The sequence below is a fragment of the Microbulbifer sp. MLAF003 genome (genome assembly GCF_030012965.1).
Classification (GTDB): Bacteria; Pseudomonadota; Gammaproteobacteria; order Pseudomonadales; family Cellvibrionaceae; genus Microbulbifer; species Microbulbifer variabilis.
In genome coordinates this window covers 990,652-1,008,799 of sequence record NZ_CP120232.1, presented here as the reverse complement: position 1 = coordinate 1,008,799, position 18,148 = coordinate 990,652, and the positions used below count along the sequence as shown (strand labels likewise).

The window sequence follows — 18,148 nt, the reverse complement described above, 5'->3', positions numbered from 1 at the left end:
ACTCGCAGCCCGAATGCCGGGAGCTATAAGCTCCCGGCTCACTCAGGCCTCACATACAGTTCAGGCCCGATTAAGCCAGGTAGTTTATGAAAAAAATCGCAAGACGAGTTATCTCCTTAATTGCCATTCTTGCCATTGCCAGTTGTGGCTGGCATTTACGCGGCACACCAAAGAACTTCCCTCCAGGCAGCACTATTTATATTTCCAGCGAAAACCCACGCAGTGATATTGCTGATGAACTCAGTCGCCTGCTCCACAACGGTGGTATTCCCGTTGCTGCAACTCCCATGGAAGCAGATTACGTAATGGTTATTAACAGGGAAATCGAACGCAAACTCACAGTTGCCGTAGACTCGGAGGGGCGCGCATCAGAATACGAACTGATCACCAGCGCTATCTATAGTGTTCGTACCGGTAGCGGTGAAGTCTTGCTAAACAAAGCCCAGGCAGATGTTTACCGTTCTCTTGAATGGGATGTATCTGAGATTGTGAGTAAGGGCGAAGAGGAACGCTTACTGCGTGCTGAAATGCGTCGCGAACTTATCAGCCGGATGATTGACCGACTGCGTCGAATTGATGTCAATGCCCCGCTGGAGGATAAAAGCTACTAAGTAGCTGTACAGTAATGCGTATCAACCCCCAGCAACTACCACAGAGTCTCAAAAAGGGGCTGGCCCCGGTTTATATTATTTCCGGAGATGAACCCCTGCTGGTCCAGGAGTGTTGTGACCAGGTTCGTAAGGCGGCGAAGAAGGTTGGCTTTGATGAGCGTGAGCTTCTCCATGCCGAGCACAACTTTGATTGGGGGCTTCTACTCGCCTCTGCTGGCAATATGTCGCTTTTTGCCGAGAAAAAGTTGATCGAAGTACGCGCACCTGGTGGAAAACCGGGGGACAAGGGCAGTAAGGTCCTTCAGGAATTCGCAGCCCTCGCCAGCCAGGACTTGGTTCTGCTTTTAATTCTACCCAAACTGGAAAGATCACAGCTCAACAGTAAGTGGGTAAAAGCACTGGAACAAGAAGGCGTACTAGTCCAGATCTGGCCAGTGCCTGCCCAGGAAATGCCACGTTGGATCAATCAGCGGCTTAGCGCTGCAGGACTGACTGCCGAACCCGAAGCAGTAAAAATTCTGGCAGAACGCGTGGAGGGCAACCTACTTGCCGCTAGCCAGGAGATAGAAAAGCTCAAGCTATTAAATAAGAGCGACACCACAATTACCGTCAGCTTACTGGAACATAGTGTTACCAGCTCCGCTCGCTATAGTGTATTTGACCTAATAGATAGAGCCTTGGCCAGTGAAGCCGATAAAGCAATAACAACTTTACAGGGATTACGCAGTGAAGGCATTGAACCACCGGTAGTGCTTTGGGCCCTGGCACGGGAAATTCGCTCATTGCTGGAAATTGGGGAAAAGCTCAATCAGGGCCAACCACTGGCTCGCCTGGTGCGTATTCAAAAACGTCAGCCACTAATTCAATCCGCTCTTTCCCGGCTGGCGCCTCGCCAGCTTGAAACTCTGCTTTTACGCGCTCGCGCTATCGATACCGCCATCAAGGGTGGCACTGGACACCAATCACCCTGGACGGGCCTACTGGAGCTCACTTTAAACCTGAGTGGCCAGCGCAGCGTCTAGCTCTCGGTTTACCCTCACCTAACTACCAATCTATTTAATAAACAACCCCTGCCCCTAAAGGGGAGGGGTTGTTTAGGCGAACTAAAATCAGGGTTAGTTCTGAGTAATCGTAGCCATGTTGCTATCACCAATCTGATGAACACTGGCCATATTGAACTCGCTAGTTTGAGTAACAAAAGTGGCGTTATTGTTACCAGACTGTCCCAAGTGGGCGCCATGCTCAAAGCCAGATTGAGACAGAACAATCATGTTGTCCCCGCCCATATCCTGGTGAACTTCTGCCAAGTTAAGCTCGCCAACCTGATCAATATCAACCATGTTAGCTACGCCTTCACTGTAGCCGAAGGTAGAGTTAGCGCTACCAGACTGATCAATAGTCACCTGGTTCAAATCACCGGTCTGAGAAAACTCACTCCAGTTCATGTCACCATTTTGAACCAGGGCAGCAGTATTGCTGTTGCCGTATTGATACATGTCACCAATATTATTAGTGTCGTTCTGAGCGATAGTGGTTACGTTGTCATCGCCATACTGAGCTGCAACACTGGAGTTACCGATTCCATCCTGGGCAATGGTCGTAACGTTGTTAATACCCGCTTGGGACATATCCAGGTAGTTGTAATCTCCAGTTTGCACCAGATTTGCAGTATTTTCAGCACCGCTCTGGTAAGCGAAGCCCACGTTACCCTCACCAACTTGACCGCCCAGGAAGCCATCCGCCGATGGATACCAGGTGCTGCCCCAAACACTGTTTGAGTCGCCAACCTGGGTGCTCACAAACAGGTTGCCATCACCTTCCTGCTGCAAGAAAGCAGTATTGTCATTACCATCCTGTAAAGCATCCATAGTGTTATCATGGGAATTAGAGTACTGGTCCAGGTGCATTACGTTTTCACTGCCCATCTGGGTAGCAAATGCTGTGTTTCTGGCACCATCCCATTGGTGAATAACACCCTGGTTACCCTCTCCCTGCTGGAAAGTGTAGGCTTGTGAACCATCCTGGTTATTCTGGCTGGTAGTCGCATAGTTGCGATTTCCAACTTGGGTCTGGTCAATAAAGTTACTATCAGCAAATGACTGCTCGGTAGAAGCGAGATTGTCATTACCTTCCTGCCATTGATAAGCGGCATTATTGGTAGACTCGACTACCTGATAAATGTCAGCGGCATTATCGTTGCCGGCTTGCAGTTGATCACCGTAGTTACCATCAGCCATGGCCTGTCCAGCACCTACAAGCATTGCAATCGCGGCAGCAAGTGAAAGCTTTTTCATTTATGTTTCTCCCTCGGACTAAATAAACAAATACAAACAAAAAGAAAGCAGCGAGCTAGTCATACTGGACTACCTCCACCGCATGGTTGTCACCGAACTGCGCGACAAATCCAAATAGCCCATCACCGTTTTGAATGATGTTGGCTGAATTTCCATAACCAACTTGATTTATAAGGGCAATATTATCTATACCGTTCTGTATAGCAGTTGCTTGGTTGTAAGCCCCAGACTGTGAAATAGCCGCATAGTTATAGTCACCACTTTGGTGAACTACTGATTCATTGGACGAACCATCCTGAACCAGGAATACCTGGTTGTACTGACCTGTCTGTACTACTTCAGCTACGTTGTAGTCTCCTAACTGCGTTACTTCAGCCAGCTGTCCATTAATTGAATCATCCCGCTGAAGAAGTAGATCAAGTGCACCTTGCCCAGATAACAGTTCATCGTGACTATCGAGATCTCCAGCCCAGGACAATGTAACGGGCATTAAAACTAGAATCAGATAGAAAACAGCCGCCCTAATAGCAGTCACTCAGATTTCCTCAGTCAAATTAAATAAACTATATAAAGCTCATCTACTAAGGAAACTATAGGAATAATAAGAACAGGAATAAATCAGAAGAAAGCGTATTTTTCTATACAAAAATAAGCAGAAACGTAAAACTTTTGTATGATTAAGGAAAGATAAAAGCTATGAAACAGATAAAAATCTATGAGAGCAACCAGGAGTCCCGTAAATTACACCAACTTACAGAAAAGTTCAACTCGCAAAAAAGCTGGCCACCTAACCACTTTTAATTCAGATAGATATTGCCAGCTTTTTGAATAAGTAAATTATTATTAATCAACAATAATTACATTGTTTTCATGAGATCAGAGAATTTTCACCGGACTTTCAGAGTATTCATCCAAGATCGATGCAGGAAACTCACTACTATCCTGCAAAGCCCATAAATTTCCAGTAACCCCATTAGCAATAAGGTGAATCACGGCAGACTCGATAGCCGAAAGTACACAAAGCTGAGCAGGATCATTGGTCGTCATCCCAGCCTCAACCTCTAATAAACGTTTATATTCTACAAATGTGTAAATATCTCCTTGCACCTGCCGGGACAAAATCTTTTTACTGGTAAGCACGCTACTTAGTACACGACCCGTTCTTACATCGACAGCACGCAAGTTTACTGTCACTTCATCAACACGGTACTGTGAAGAAAGGCCAATTCCAAAATACCTTGCCCCTGCTCCACCAGTTTTGATATTGGTGTCATAAGCGACAATCCCTCCTTCCAACATAATATTTGCTGACATCAAGGAGGGTAAATCAAAAGGAGGAACTGTATCTTCCTCTTTCAGTGCAGCACGAATTATCTTTCTCTCTGTCAGCAGGTTTTGCAGTCCTTCCCGCTCTAAAGTAACAAACCATCCTGATTCATTTAAGACCTGCACCAACATAGAAGCAGCGCCCTGAGTCACTGCAGTTGAAAACGAGCTTGATGGGGCCGGCCTGTACTGCCCTGTCTGGTCACTAAAACCATAAACTGCTACAACAATTTTCCCCCTGGGAGAGGGCAAATTGATCAAGTCGGCATAGGTGCTCATTCGATCTGTTAAAGTGGCCTTCTCATATCCTGGACCAAATAGAGCCTCACGGGTTTTCTGAAAAAAACTACAACCACTTATGAAAATAATAAATACTACAAGCAATATTCTAGGCAACATCACCACCACCCCTGAAATCCTCAAAAATGCCATCCAATGGCAGTATGGCTGTTAATTTCCCGGATCTAATCCTACTACGACAATCTCAGAAATTTCGCCGGTGACAGCATCTGTAATAGTTATTGTTAAAGTTCCATCCACATCAATTATATTTACAATAAAGTCATCGGTTACCAGAGTACCATCATTTCCATTACCTACATCGGTCAAGAGTTGAGACAACAATCTGGATTCCAAAGTATCAGTGAATCTATCTAGAGAGGAAGATTCTGAATAAGGTGACTTACCTGCTTTTGGATCTTTCTTACTATTCTGGGCACTCGCATTATTCAGTAGATAGTTACCATTTAATGGGTTGCCACCGAACGAGGGGTTAACCGGTGTGTAAATCAACTCAGTAGCGTACCCTGCAAAAGGAATCATTAATATAAGCGTAAAGAGAGTAACTAAAAATCTTTTCATTAAATTTCATCCCCTGCCAAATCCAAATTTTGAGAGAACAACTCTTGCAGCCTCTGCTGTCGAATATTGTTATTTATTTGAGTTGCTGCTTGAGCAACAATCTCTCCAAAACGCCTTCGCCCAGGGTAGATCACAGTTCTAAAAACCTGTTTATTTTCATAGGTAACCCATACCACGCTACCCCACCTTGCTGAAGGTCGCTCATGAACGGTTAGGTTATAATCGAATTCCGTGAGGTTACTGGTGATATAAATAGAAAGAGAACGGGCAAATTCGTGACCAATACCGCTCACAGTACTGTCGATAACCAGCCCGGTAAGAAGGGAGTCCTCACCCTCTATTGACTCGAGCTCTTGCGACTGGACAAGTGGGGAGATTGAGATAAGCAGAATTAGGAGAGAAACTCTCTTAAAGCAGTAAAAATAGATACTCATTTTATAAGTTCTGGCTAGCCCAACTACTTGCTTCTAAGCGATTTTTACAGCCAATCTTTCTGTATATCTTATAAAGATGACTCTTAACCGTGTGCTCACTAACACATAAAACTTCTGCAATATTTGCATTGGTATGACACTCACATATCAACTGCAATATTTGCGTCTCACGCTGAGTGAGATTCGACGCTTTTTCCCGCCACTTTTTTGGCTTCCGGTGCTGACGTAAAAAATTATGCAGTACATCCCTGGGAAACCAGTATTCACCAGAAAAAATCCTGCCCAATCTTTCCATGATCACTTTGGGCTCACATTCCGAAGGCATCAAGCCAAGAACCTTCTCCCAGTGAAGAACAAAATCCAAATCAGTTGTATCCGCTACATTAATCAGAACAATACTGGGTGGATTGGAAATTGTATGAATGTCACGCAGAATCAGGTCCAGATCGGATGATGAGAGATCTGCGCAGTCCAGGAGAAGATATTCAGTGATAATTTCTTCAAGCGAAGAAATTGACAAACGCTGGAATATAGAACACTTAGTCCTAAACTCATCCTCTATACGCCCTGCAAAGATAGAGGATTGAAGATTAATAGAAGCCGTTAAAAAAGCTACTTCCGGCCCTTCGGATTCATGACCCGGAGTCACAACTTCAAGGCGTGCATAATCCTTATGCAAATTCATCTGGGTTCCCCCAACATGCGGTCCTTTTAAGATCTTACTTAATATCTGATTTGCTCTTATTTTCTATTTATTCTATGGCCGTCTTTCGCTGTGAGCTAAATCTATTCGATCAACTCCCTGCCTGCAACAAGAAGTGATCTAGATATCAAAATTTCAATCTTAAGTGTGCCAACATAAACTTAGAATGTCATTTTTACATACAAAGGTATTACATTTACAGCTGTAAACCACCTCATAGAACATCCTTTGGTATAGACTCAGGAGCCCACAAAAAATTCAACGAATATCGAGAAATTTGTACTGGTCCACAAAATTAATAGATTAATTTTGATAAAAAACAAATTTTTCTGATCTGAAGAATGTGAACAGTCACATATAATCCACGAAGCATCTTAAAATATAAATTAAATCGTTTAGCACTATTCAATTGATATTAAATAAAAATCAAATGAGAAATAGAGCAAGCGGTATTACTTTGAATAAAAGTCACAAAAAATATAAGTCTAAAAACACAGCCACAATTTTTTCTGAATTATCCGCAAACAGGTTCCGTATAAATAGTAATCAGTTTGAAGTTGATTTAACCTTAAATACGGACTTCCCAGTGTTAATAAAGCACTTGAAGCTGGGATGAATGTACCGATTAGACCAAGAAATAGGCTATATTCAGCCCAAACTGCATGGAATAAATTCATGAGCACCAGTATCCAACCCTCCGCACATGCATCCACTCATACAATCAATAATCAGGTTCCCCCTCTTACGGGCCATAATTTATACGCGGGGGATCAAGCACTTAGAGAAGCAGTACATATCAATGGAGGACACTGGGCCGAGGAAGATTTACAGCGCTATGGAGAAGTATGTGGTCGCCCAGAAATGATTGAACGTGGTTACGCTGCCAATGAATTCAAGCCAATATTCGAAAGCCATGACCGTATCGGCAATCGTATAGATATAGTTCGTTACCATCCTTCATATCATCAATTAATGCAACTGGCACTCTCGGAAGGATTGCACTGTTCACCCTGGACGGATCCACGTCCGGGAGCGAACGTGGTAAGGGCAGCAAAGAACTATTTACAATGTCAGCTTGAAGCTGGTCATGGATGCCCAGTAACTATGACTTTTGCTTCTATACCGTCAATTCAACTCAACCCCATTGTTGCCGCTGAATGGGCCCCCAAAATATTAAGCAGAGGATATGACAACAGTAATCGCCCTTACTTTGAAAAGTCCTCTCTAACTATCGGGATGGGTATGACGGAAAAACAAGGCGGCTCTGATGTACGTGCTAATACCACGACCGCTATCCCTTTAGGGGATAACGTCTATGAGCTGCTCGGGCACAAGTGGTTTATGTCTGCTCCCATGTGCGACGGTTTTCTGATACTAGCCCAGGCACCCGGAGGGCTCTCCTGTTTTCTGGTACCCCGCTGGCGTCCAGATGGTAGTAAAAATCCCCTGGAAATCCAAAGGCTCAAAGTGAAAGCCGGTAATGTCTCCAATGCTTCTTCAGAAGTGGAGATGCGAGGTGCAATGGGTTGGTTGTTAGGAGAGGAAGGGCGAGGCGTAAACGCAATTATTAAGATGGTAGCCATCACTCGCTTCGATTGTATGGTCGGTTCTTCCGGAGGTCAGCGTCAAGCAGTTGTTCAGGCCATTTACCATGCCTCACAACGAAAAGCCTTTGGCCAAAAGTTGATTGACCACCCCCTAATGCGCAATGTGCTGGCGGACCTGCAATTAGAAGTTGAGGGATCCATTGCCTTAACTATGCGTATGGCAAGGGCTATGGATCAGGAGGACCAGGAGCACGAAAAAATGCTACTTCGTCTGGGAGCTGCGGTGGGAAAATACTGGATCTGCAAACGCAGTCCTCACCATGCCTATGAGGCTATGGAATGCCTGGGAGGAAATGGGGTCATCGAGAACTTTATTACTGCCCGCCTATACCGAGATGCTCCAATCAATGCTATCTGGGAAGGCTCTGGCAATATACAGGCTCTGGATGTCCTTCGGGCAATCACAAAAACACCCAGTGTAGTAAATCACTGGTTGGACGAAATGGCAGCCAGCACAGGTAAGAATAATTATTTTGATAAAGCACTAGATTCATTAAAGAAAGAATTGGCAGATTTAGATCAGTTTGAGTACCGAGCTCGCGCTATCGTAGATCAAATGGCAGTTACAATGCAGGCCCATCTACTTATTCAATCTGGTGATAAGGCAGTCAGTAGCGCTTTTATTCTATCAAGGTTGGAGGGCAAAAGCGGCCATAGCACTGGTAGCCTACCCAGGGGAGTCGATATAGAACAATTGCTCACACGCGGGAACCCACTTTCAGTATAAAAAATGAGCTATATATTAACTTAAACTGAAAACCCGGCATAACCGGGTTTTTTCTAATAAAAAATAAAGATCAGCTAAAAAAACTATAGCGAAAGCCCAGTTGGCCACGAACCCCATAATACTCAACTTGCTTTGGCCTATCTTTATCACCAATATAATAAGTTAAAGGTTCATTCGTAAGGTTTAAGGCCTCAGCAAAAATAACTAAATTGTCCCCAATCGTATAATTTGCACTAATAGTACTGGTCTTCATTTTTATTGCCACCATGCTCTTCAATATACTCTCCCTTATGGTTTTGAGCCAGGCGAATGGAGACAGTACCATCATCATAATAGATAGAGAGATTATGTAATAAATCAGCTTGACGGGAAATCGGCACCGCACCATCACGGCCCGGAATACGCATTTCTGAATCCAGCATAGTTAAATTTGTCGACAACCCGATATTTGAAAGAAATCCGGGAAGGAAATCCATTTTTCGCACCAAATTAAATTCCAATCCCCTCAGCCACGCATCTTCACCATTTTCCGGACTATAAATATAGACTCCTGACACCCCATTATATTCACCTTCTTTCACATCTTTAAAGATTGGATCTGTAATATCTTTATAAAATAAACCAGCAGATAAAATCCCCGAGTCATTAAAATAGTACTCATACATAAAGTCCAGATTCCAAGAGTAAGTAGGATCAAGATCTGGATTACCTCCTATAAACTCATTATCGTGCTCGGCATAGTACCCTCCCGGATTCAGATCACCAAAGTCCGGCCTGGCAAAGGTTCTGGTCAGCGCGAGCCTGATATTGCTATCCTCTGTGAGCGCATATTTTAGATGTGCCGATGGCAAAATGGATAAATACTCTTTATCACCATTAAACGGCACCAAATAGCCTTTATTAGCTTCATCGTTAACAAATACCTGGCTTTCCACCTTCGTTTGTGTCTGAGTGAGTCGTAATCCCATTACAAGAATGGCTCTATCTGAAAGCTCATAATTACCCATGCCATAAGCCGATAGGTGCCTCTCTGTTAGCTCAAAATTTCGCCCAAGAGCCCCTCCATTTTCAACTAGAGCTGATTCTTCGGGAATCAAAATGAATTTATCCCGGTTTTGGTTCCAAAAATTCTCCAATTGAGACATTGAAGCAACCTGAGAGAATTGGGAGTCATAGTTGATATCCAACTCTGATAGGAAATCATTTCTGCCAGGCTGATCAGACAAGGTAAAGTCAGAGAGAACTGGGGCAGGCCCATAGTTTTCCTCATCCCAAATGTAAAATGCATTGGAGAATTCAGACACCCGTTCCTTGTCCCGATATTTCATACCGAACTTTAACTCCAGCTCACTGGAAAACTGGGAAGAAAAGTCAAAAGTGGCTACCACTTTATCCTTTTCGTTGACATACACTTTATATAGTTCAACCCAAGATAGGCTGGACTGGGTTGGGTCCATTACAAAACCATCCGGGAGGTGAGTGGGTATATTTTCTGCTGGGTCAGTACCACCATCGATTTGGTTGTAAGCCAGCCCATCATCATCCAGACCAACATAACCTACTTCCGTTTGATCAAAACGCATTACAAAATAAGAGCGATCATCTTTATTGGGTGTATTCCCATAGCGGAATTCATTATCATAGCTGGCTAAATTCCAATTCAGCTGCTTATCACCACCAAAAAAGTGCTCTCCACCAACTTCAACACCTTGCATACGTGTTATCAAAGTATTGTGGATATGCTGAAGTTCCATTCTATCTTTATCGAACCGCAACCTGTGCTTGTAATGTGTCTCCTCATCTTCTAATGTCCCATACAAACCACGAGCAAAAATCTTACCTCCTTCTTCCAATCGGTATTCAGTAGCAAGGTTTAACCCCAGGGTATCTCTGGTTCCGGTATAATCCCGCAGTTCCAATCGATATATTCCCTCCCCTTTACGGCGAGGCTCGTAGTTATCTGTTGCCCAATCCCTGCTCCAACCAGTTACATTGGCCAAAAATCCCCATTTACCACCTTCACTTCTATCCCCATAAAGAATGCTCATGGATTTAATATCACCGTCGGCTTTATCCGCATAGCCACCAGATAGGGATATATCCAAAGTGCGTTCTTCAGGGGCTGTACGAGTCACAAAATTAACATTGCCGCCAATAGCGTCACCTTCCTGATCCGCGGTAACAGCCTTAGAGACCTCAATACGTTCAATCAGCTCCGATGGAAAGAAATCAAACGCCGTAGCCCTGCTGGTAGTTTCCTCTTCTGCAGATGGCAAACGATGACCATTAAGGCTAGAAGAACTCCATTGGGACGGGAGGCCACGCACAGCGACAAACCGTCCTTCCCCCTGGTCACGCTCGATAGATACGCCTGCGACTCTTTGAACTGCCTCTGCGGCGTTACGATCCGGTAACTTCCCTATACCATCTGCCGATACCACATTAACAATCCGGTTGGATTCCCTCTGTAACTCCAGGGAACGTAACTCTGTCTCAAACATTCGTCCAAGCACAACAATCTCTTCTATTTCGCTATCATCCTGGACACTCTGCTTACTACTTTCTTGTGCATGAGCGTAATTTACTTGTCCCACCAGCAGAGTAATCGTTGCAGGCAATAATTTGACATAAATCATTTTACTTCCCCTGTATCAATCAAAAAATGATTGGCAAATTTTTATCGACACAAATTAACTTGCTCGATCATCAACATAAATCTGGACTAGACCAGAATCCTAAATTGCCGCTATGACGTTTGTATAACAGGTGTGTGAATATTCCCTGCGAATATATAAATGAAAAATTTTTACCATCTGGAATGGTTATTGAACTTAAAAAAGACTGTCACAAAAACGCAATCATAAGCACCTAAAATCTGGTCTAGACCAAATAGCAGCTATCGATAAAATGGAAAAAACCAGTAAAAAACAGGAATCTGATTCCAGTGAAGATTTCAACAGTGAGATTTTCTTGCTACTCTTTTCCGGAGTTGCTGCATTCTTCACTTATTTTTGTATGTATGCTTTCCGCAAGCCCTTTGCAGCAGCATCTTACGCCAACATTTCCGGCTGGGATTTCACTCTAGACTTTAAAACCGCACTTATAATTTCCCAAGTACTGGGTTATGCGTTTTCAAAAATTATCGGGATTAAGGTTGTCTCAGAGTTGCGGCCATTGCAGCGGGGAAGAATACTGGTAATTCTAATTCTTTTCAGTCATCTGGCCTTGATAGCATTCGCATTGATCCCCGCTCCTTATAATGTTGTCATGCTTTTTTTAATGGTCTCCCACTTGGAATGGTGTGGGGACTAGTATTCAGCTATTTAGAGGGGCGTCGTCTTACTGAAGCACTAGGCGCCATTTTATGTGTTAGCTTAATCGTCTCTTCAGGAGCCGTAAAAGCAGTAGCCGCATATCTAATGCTGGAATGGAAAGTGCCGGAAATCTGGATGCCTGCAACCGTGGGCTTATTATTTCTACCTGCACTGATTCTATCTACATTTACACTCAGTAGAATTCCCCAACCCAACCAAGCAGACATCCGTGCACGAAAACAAAGAGTACCAATGACGAATGAAATGCGTTGGACTTTTGTCAATGAAACGAATCTGGGATTGTTGGCTTTAATCATCGCTTATGTATTCCTAACGGCATTTCGTGACTTCTCTGATAATTTCGCTGCAGAGCTTTGGCAAGCTTTGGGTCATGGTCAAGCACCCCAGATCTTCCTTACCAGCACTCTACCCGTGGCACTGATAGTTTTAGCATCCCTGGCGCTACTTATTTTTGTACGTAACAACTATCGCGCATTGCAGCTAAACCAGCTATTAGTCGCGGCTGGGGGAGCAATCTGCATAACTTCAACTCTCGCATTTGAGTTAGATATTGTATCCGGGGCTGCCTGGATGATTGGGATCAATATCGGGCTCTATATAGGCTATGTTCCATTTAACTGTTTATTATTTGAACGTCTGGTCGCCTGCACCAAGAGCCTAGGTAACGCAGGATTTGTGATTTATCTGGCAGATAGTGCGGGTTATATCGGCAGCATTAGTGTCATGCTCTATAAGACTTTCGCGCAACCAAACCTAAACTGGTTACAGTTTACTCAGCAACTTTCCTATGCTACTGGTATTGCATGTATTTTGTTAATGCTGCTCTCACTTCTTTTCTTTCGCCGCTTGCACCGTAATTCTTCTTCACGGTTGAGGCTTATTACTTCTCCAGTGTAAAAAAGGCTATAGAGCAGTTATGAAATTTGATATTGCCATTGTCGGTGCCGGGATATTAGGCAGTTTTGCTGCTTACCATGCACTAAAATCCGGAAAAAAAGTGCTGTTAATTGAAGCCAGCACTAAGCCTCACGGAGCCACGGTACGCAATTTTGGCCAAGTAGTACCATCTGGTATGAATCTAAAACTATGGCGAAATCTGGGGCGACGATCGCTGGAACTTTATGGCGAGTTGGCGACAATAATGCCGGACGCACTCTGGCAGCATGGCTCTCTCTACGTGGCTTCTTCTTTAGAAGAGGCCAATCTACTAGAGGAAATGCATGAGATTAATCGTGAGACTAACTACGTTTCCAGGCTTCTTACCTCGACGCAGTGTCACAAGCAAATTAATTTACTAAAGCAGAGTTACTGCCATGGTGGCCTCTACTATCCACAGGAAATGAGTGCCGAAAGCTCCCTGCTAATGAAGTATTTTTGGAAACTACTTGAAGACACGAAAAATTTACATTTTAAAAAGGCATCTCCGGTAATAGCCGTAGAGGAAGTCAAAAATGGGGTCCAGCTTCGCTGCTCAACAGGTGAGTCTTTTATTTCAGAACAGGTAATGATTTGTTGTGGCCATCAACTTAGTCATTTATTTCCGCACTTATTACAAACAGAACAACTACGGCTTAGTAAATTGCAGATGTTGCGCACCCAACAAATCAAGGGAATCACAATACCAGGGAACCTGCTTACAGGTCTGACAATACGCCGCTATGAAGCATTTAAAAGTTGCCCTAATTATAAAAATCTACCGAAGCCCCATATTGATCCAAGCTATGGAAAATTTGGTATCCACCTTCTGTTTCGACAATCTGCCGATGGCAGCATCATCATTGGCGATTCTCATGAGTACTTCACTGCCCAGGACTCAGGCACTTTGAACTATGAAATATGTCAGGAAATCAACTCACTGATGGTAGCTGAAGCCAAGCGTATTCTTAATCTACCCCATTTAAATGTTGCCAGGATTTGGAATGGCTATTACAGCCAGGAAAGTAGCCAAGGCGTATTCCTAAAATCCGCAACAGAAAATATTCATTTAATAACCGGTATTGGAGGAAAAGGTATGACAACCGGACCAGCATTAATGGAACGGGTAGTGAAGGGTATTTTGGACAAGATCCCTCTAGATGAGTGCTTAATCGATGAGAGCTAATGTTGTCGATAAAATTAAACAGTTATTTTTGCAGTACGGAAATTTAACACTTGGAGAAAAATGCACGCAGCTACAGCATGCTACCCAGTGTGCCACCTTGGCGGAACTCTCTGGTATCTCCGATGAAATGACTGTTGCAGCGTTTCTTCATGATATCGGCCATCTCCACGCTATAAAGGAAAAAATACCCGGGACGGATACTGAAGGCTACAGTGCACATGACTTAATAGGTGCAGATTTACTCGAAAGGTGGGGTTTTCCCAATACAGTCACGAAGCCTATCGCCCTACATGTTCAAGCTAAAATATTTTTAATGAGTACAGATAACATTTATGAGACACGGCTATCCGCAGCAAGCCACAAAACCCTAAAAAAACAAGGCAAAAGAATGACAGATAAAGAAAAAGATAATTTTCTTAATACCCCCTTCGCCGAGGATGCTCTGCGTCTGCGCAAGTGGGATGATTCAGGAAAAGTGCCTGGTTTAGCCGTAGCTCCTTTGGATCACTGGCTAAAGATCTGCTCAAAGGTACTTAGTCGATAGATATTTTACCGCTCAACTCCCTTATCAATTACCAAAAATGAGATAATCCATGGAACCACTGCAACTTAAAGCTGCTATCCTCGACTGGGCCGGAACCTTAGTAGATTTTGGCTCCCGCGCCCCTTTACAAGCGTTTATGCAAATTTTTGCTGAGGCTGGAGTTACGGTCAGTGAAGAGCAAACCCGTATTCCAATGGGTACTGAGAAGAAAGAACATATTCGCCAGATGCTACAACAAAATTCCATTCAAACTGCCTGGCAAGTGGTTCATGGGCGCCCATCCCAGGAATCTGATATAGACGGACTATATCGCCGTCTGGCTCCGATACAGATTCAGGAAATCGATAGGCACAGCCAAATAATACCCGGAGCCGAAAAACTATTTGTCCGCTTACGTGAGCGTAATATACGTATTGGTAGCACCACTGGTTATAGTCGCATAATGATAGAGGGCATGCTGGCAAAAGCTCAACAACAAGGCCTAGCACCCGACTGTGTTATTGCAGCAGATGAAGCTGTGGGCGCAAGACCAGGACCCGCAGCTGCATTAAAGAACGTCATTGAAATGGAAATCTCTTCTGTCAGCCAATGTGTCAAGATCGATGATACCGCCGCAGGCATTCATGAGGGGCGCAATGCCGGCATGTGGACAGTTGCAGTGGTACTTTCAGGCAATGCTTCGGGATTATCCCTAAGTAGTTGGCAAGCACTCTCTGAGGAAGAAAAAAGAAATCACAGTATTGGCGCTTTTCAAAAACTTGAGAATTGCGGCGCTCATTATTTGATAGACGATATCAATAAGCTTGAACCCGTACTGGTCGATATCAATCGCCGACTGGCTCTTGGACAACGCCCCTGATAGGCTATCAAACTTCAGGAATACCAGTTTGGTAGCCCAGGCTTAAGACCGAGTTTTAGATCAAACCCAAGAGAAATACTGTGTCCTCCAGTTACGTAGAAATTAAATCACATATCCAACTGTTGATCGGTAATGGTCGCCTGGCCGCCAATCACAAGCTGCCCGCTGAGCGTGAACTGGCGGAGCAGCTGCAAGTCACACGTATTACTTTACGAGATGGTTTAAACCGTCTTGAAGGTGAGGGAATGGTGTACCGACAAAATCGCAGGGGTTGGTTTGTTGCACCAGATCGATTTGTGATGAACCCGACACAAAAGGTAAATTTCAACTCCATGACCCGACAACAGGGTTTTAGAGCAACCACCAAAGTACTTGGGGTCCGTAAGCTGACCGTAAGACACGATATTTATTCCGCCTTTAACGCCACTAAAAGTACCAGGTACTTTGAAATCCGAAGAGTCCGCTACCTGGACCAAAGGCCAGTCATGGTAGAAGAGAGTTATCTCTCATCAGAGTGTTTTCCTGAATTATCTGACTTCGATTTATCCGGATCTATTACCGAAATATTGCAAGATAATTATAGGGTAAATATCATTCACGAGCGCTGTAATATTCAGGTTGCGAACCTGGAGTTGCAATATGCAGAGCCATTGGGTATACCCGCTGGTGCTCCAGGCCTGAGAATCTTAAGACTTCGCTATGATTCTGCTGAATATCTGATTGATTATAATATTGAATACTGGCTACCCCACGCCATAGAAATGGAAGTAGCCACTAGATAGTACTTATTTTTTACCGCACCTAAAAAATTCCTTGCTCTTTAATTTTAATGAGGGAGATTGGTTAGTTGTTAGCTTTTAAATAGCTGTCTTTTCTTTGCAGTATCGCTGTAAAAATCCCTTCATTGGGATTTAATAGCTATCGTCTATTCTATCACCACTGGTCTAGACCAGAAAATCATTGAAAATACGGAATATTCGATATGAAGACACTTATCTCCTGCCTGTTGTTAATTTCGTTTGTTTCCAGTAACCAATTCGTTTTTGCCCAGAATAATAAAAAGGTACTTCTAATTGGCGTTGATGGGCTGCAGTACGAAAAGCTCAAGGATATAGACACCCCCAATTATGATCGATTAATTCTACACAGGGCTTATACCGGTGGTATCAGTGGCTCTCAAAGTCAACAGGACACTAAAAGTGGCCCCGGCTGGTCCACTATCCTTACAGGAGTTTGGGTTGACAAGCACCAAGTCACGTCCAATGACTCAGGCCTGGCAAATGCAGAATTCCCCAGTTTGTTCAAACGGATAAAGGAGGCTGATAATAGCCTTTGGGTGGGCAGCATATCCCATTGGAGCCCTATAAATACCAACTTTTTTACTACCGACCTGGCACAGGCTAACCTGGTTTTAAGTGGCCTCTCCGATGCGGATGTCACCACACGCGGCGTGCAGGAAATATCCTCAGGTCATGTGGATTTCCTTTTCCTGCACCTGGATGACCCCGATGGTGTCGGCCACAGCTCCTGTTTTGGCAATCACTATAACGAAAGCATTCGCACAAGCGACACTCAGCTGGGCGCTCTGTTAGATGCCGTAGATACACGTATTGCAAAAGGTGAAGAATGGTTAGTGCTTGTAACTACAGACCACGGCCGTGATTCTCGCGGCTGCGGGCATGGGGCACAAACTGCCAGCGAGAAAACAATTTTTATTGGCAGTAATTTTCCGTTAAATGCTGAGCACAGCGAGTTTATTGGAGATATCCACAATGGAGATTTCAAGGGAATTTATGGCCATGCTGCCCAAACCTCCATTGCACCAACGGTGTTGCGTTTTATGGATATTGAGCTGCAAACGAATTGGAAGCTGGATGGTAACCCACTGATTGGCAGCCCTGGAATACGTAAAATGATGGCTGCTGACAATAAGACAATTAAATGGTATTCCACATATAGCGGACCCGTGGAGATTCACCAGAATGACCAGTTCATTGATGTCGTCGACGCTAGCTCACAAAGCTGGACCGACTATACAGAAGCACAGGGAGTCCTGGACTATGTATTCGTACATAACGATACCCCAGTTGCTTTGCGTAAATCGGCCCTGGAAATTACTGCTGGCCTGGACTGGAGCAGTGCACGTGCTTACTATTTTCGCGGTGACGATCAATATGTACGCTACAATAAAACCCTGGACAAAGCCTCTAGCGGTTATCCGCGCACAACCAATAACAGTACATGGCCTGGCTTGGGCGACTATGCCCACCTGATTGTTGCTGCATTTAAAGCCAACAGTGACAAAGGCTATTTCTTCTTAAATGACGGGCGTTACCTGCGCTATGACCTCAATGAAGATCGGGTCGATTCCGGCTATCCCAAATTGGTGGACAACAATACTTGGCCTGGTTTGGCTACCTACGCGACAAAAATTCGCGCTGTCCTGAAATGGCCTAATAGCAAAGTTTATTTCTTTCTCAAAGACGGGAATTATTTACGCTATGACCTGGAAGAAGACCAACTTGACAGCGGCTACCCCCAACCTATCAATGACAGCAATTGGCCAGGACTCGGTCCTTATGCTACGGAGATTACCGCAGCCCACCAATGGAACACATTTCGTGCATATTTTTTCCTCAAAAACCAGCGTTATATACGCTACTCCATCACATCTGATCAAGCATACAGTGGGTATCCGAGAACAACAGATAATGAAACCTGGCCAGGCCTGATGACCCCCTGATTC

At 44.2% G+C, this 18,148-nt stretch carries 15 protein-coding genes and 1 pseudogene; 9 read left to right on the top strand and 7 right to left on the bottom strand.

What is annotated here, in order from left to right:
• Nucleotides 1-86 precede the first annotated feature (86 nt).
• Nucleotides 87-611, top strand: coding sequence for an LPS-assembly lipoprotein LptE (locus P3339_RS04815; RefSeq protein ID WP_282952582.1), 525 nt, complete (start codon nt 87-89; stop codon nt 609-611).
• Between the two features lie 14 nt (nt 612-625).
• Nucleotides 626-1,633, top strand: a complete 1,008-nt coding sequence (gene holA, locus P3339_RS04810; protein WP_282952581.1) for a DNA polymerase III subunit delta — start codon at nt 626-628, stop codon at nt 1,631-1,633.
• A 93-nt stretch (nt 1,634-1,726) separates the two neighbouring features.
• On the opposite strand, the gene P3339_RS04805 is transcribed toward holA, so the two are convergent.
• The 6 genes from P3339_RS04805 to P3339_RS04780 form a co-directional block, all read right to left on the bottom strand.
• Entirely contained in the window at nt 1,727-2,905 is a 1,179-nt protein-coding gene (locus tag P3339_RS04805; protein ID WP_282952580.1) for a hypothetical protein, read from the bottom strand.
• Nucleotides 2,906-2,960: 55 nt separating this feature from the next.
• Entirely contained in the window at nt 2,961-3,440 is a 480-nt protein-coding gene (locus P3339_RS04800) for a hypothetical protein (RefSeq protein ID WP_282952579.1), read from the bottom strand.
• A 341-nt stretch (nt 3,441-3,781) separates the two neighbouring features.
• A complete protein-coding gene (locus P3339_RS04795; protein ID WP_282952578.1) occupies nt 3,782-4,630 on the bottom strand; it encodes a CsgG/HfaB family protein in 849 nt (282 codons plus the stop codon).
• A gap of 51 nt (nt 4,631-4,681) precedes the next feature.
• Nucleotides 4,682-5,092: a curli assembly protein CsgF gene (locus tag P3339_RS04790; RefSeq protein WP_020412503.1), complete on the bottom strand. Its 411-nt coding sequence runs from the start codon at nt 5,090-5,092 to the stop codon at nt 4,682-4,684.
• Entirely contained in the window at nt 5,092-5,526 is a 435-nt protein-coding gene (locus P3339_RS04785; protein ID WP_282952577.1) for a CsgE family curli-type amyloid fiber assembly protein, read from the bottom strand. The genes P3339_RS04790 and P3339_RS04785 overlap by 1 nt, the downstream gene beginning before the upstream one ends.
• Before the next feature lies 1 nt (nt 5,527).
• A complete protein-coding gene (locus P3339_RS04780; protein WP_020412501.1) occupies nt 5,528-6,211 on the bottom strand; it encodes a helix-turn-helix transcriptional regulator in 684 nt (227 codons plus the stop codon).
• A gap of 693 nt (nt 6,212-6,904) precedes the next feature.
• Here P3339_RS04780 and P3339_RS04775 point away from each other — a divergent pair.
• Nucleotides 6,905-8,563, top strand: coding sequence for an acyl-CoA dehydrogenase family protein (locus tag P3339_RS04775; RefSeq protein WP_282952576.1), 1,659 nt, complete (start codon nt 6,905-6,907; stop codon nt 8,561-8,563).
• A 233-nt stretch (nt 8,564-8,796) separates the two neighbouring features.
• Here P3339_RS04775 and P3339_RS04770 read toward each other — a convergent pair whose 3' ends face one another.
• Nucleotides 8,797-11,199 carry a TonB-dependent receptor gene (locus P3339_RS04770; protein WP_282952575.1) on the bottom strand — a complete coding sequence of 801 codons (2,403 nt, stop codon included), beginning with the start codon at nt 11,197-11,199 and terminating at the stop codon, nt 8,797-8,799.
• Between the two features lie 271 nt (nt 11,200-11,470).
• Here P3339_RS04770 and P3339_RS04760 point away from each other — a divergent pair.
• From P3339_RS04760 to P3339_RS04735, 6 genes and pseudogenes are all read left to right on the top strand, one after another.
• Nucleotides 11,471-12,795: pseudogene (locus tag P3339_RS04760) on the top strand (DUF5690 family protein).
• A 19-nt stretch (nt 12,796-12,814) separates the two neighbouring features.
• Nucleotides 12,815-13,999: a TIGR03364 family FAD-dependent oxidoreductase gene (locus tag P3339_RS04755; RefSeq protein ID WP_282952572.1), complete on the top strand. Its 1,185-nt coding sequence runs from the start codon at nt 12,815-12,817 to the stop codon at nt 13,997-13,999.
• A complete protein-coding gene (locus P3339_RS04750) occupies nt 13,989-14,543 on the top strand; it encodes an HD domain-containing protein (RefSeq protein ID WP_282952571.1) in 555 nt (184 codons plus the stop codon). The genes P3339_RS04755 and P3339_RS04750 overlap by 11 nt, the downstream gene beginning before the upstream one ends.
• Before the next feature lie 49 nt (nt 14,544-14,592).
• On the top strand, nt 14,593-15,402 hold the full coding sequence (phnX, locus tag P3339_RS04745; protein WP_282952570.1) for a phosphonoacetaldehyde hydrolase: 810 nt from the start codon (nt 14,593-14,595) through the stop codon (nt 15,400-15,402).
• A gap of 80 nt (nt 15,403-15,482) precedes the next feature.
• Nucleotides 15,483-16,184 (top strand): UTRA domain-containing protein, encoded by a 702-nt coding sequence (locus P3339_RS04740; RefSeq protein ID WP_282952569.1) that lies wholly within the window; start codon nt 15,483-15,485, stop codon nt 16,182-16,184.
• 200 nt (nt 16,185-16,384) lie between these two features.
• Nucleotides 16,385-18,145, top strand: coding sequence for a hemopexin repeat-containing protein (locus tag P3339_RS04735; RefSeq protein WP_282952568.1), 1,761 nt, complete (start codon nt 16,385-16,387; stop codon nt 18,143-18,145).
• Nucleotides 18,146-18,148: the final 3 nt, after the last annotated feature.

Coding starts and splice junctions, on each gene's coding strand:
- P3339_RS04735 (WP_282952568.1), top strand. CDS start 16,385: ATGAAGACACTTATCTCCTGCCTGTTGTTAATTTCGTTTGTTTCCAGT.
- P3339_RS04755 (WP_282952572.1), top strand. CDS start 12,815: ATGAAATTTGATATTGCCATTGTCGGTGCCGGGATATTAGGCAGTTTT.
- holA (WP_282952581.1), top strand. CDS start 626: ATGCGTATCAACCCCCAGCAACTACCACAGAGTCTCAAAAAGGGGCTG.
- P3339_RS04795 (WP_282952578.1), bottom strand. CDS start 4,630: ATGTTGCCTAGAATATTGCTTGTAGTATTTATTATTTTCATAAGTGGT.
- P3339_RS04770 (WP_282952575.1), bottom strand. CDS start 11,199: ATGATTTATGTCAAATTATTGCCTGCAACGATTACTCTGCTGGTGGGA.
- P3339_RS04750 (WP_282952571.1), top strand. CDS start 13,989: ATGAGAGCTAATGTTGTCGATAAAATTAAACAGTTATTTTTGCAGTAC.
- phnX (WP_282952570.1), top strand. CDS start 14,593: ATGGAACCACTGCAACTTAAAGCTGCTATCCTCGACTGGGCCGGAACC.
- P3339_RS04780 (WP_020412501.1), bottom strand. CDS start 6,211: ATGAATTTGCATAAGGATTATGCACGCCTTGAAGTTGTGACTCCGGGT.
- P3339_RS04805 (WP_282952580.1), bottom strand. CDS start 2,905: ATGAAAAAGCTTTCACTTGCTGCCGCGATTGCAATGCTTGTAGGTGCT.
- P3339_RS04775 (WP_282952576.1), top strand. CDS start 6,905: ATGAGCACCAGTATCCAACCCTCCGCACATGCATCCACTCATACAATC.
- P3339_RS04790 (WP_020412503.1), bottom strand. CDS start 5,092: ATGAAAAGATTTTTAGTTACTCTCTTTACGCTTATATTAATGATTCCT.
- P3339_RS04815 (WP_282952582.1), top strand. CDS start 87: ATGAAAAAAATCGCAAGACGAGTTATCTCCTTAATTGCCATTCTTGCC.
- P3339_RS04785 (WP_282952577.1), bottom strand. CDS start 5,526: ATGAGTATCTATTTTTACTGCTTTAAGAGAGTTTCTCTCCTAATTCTG.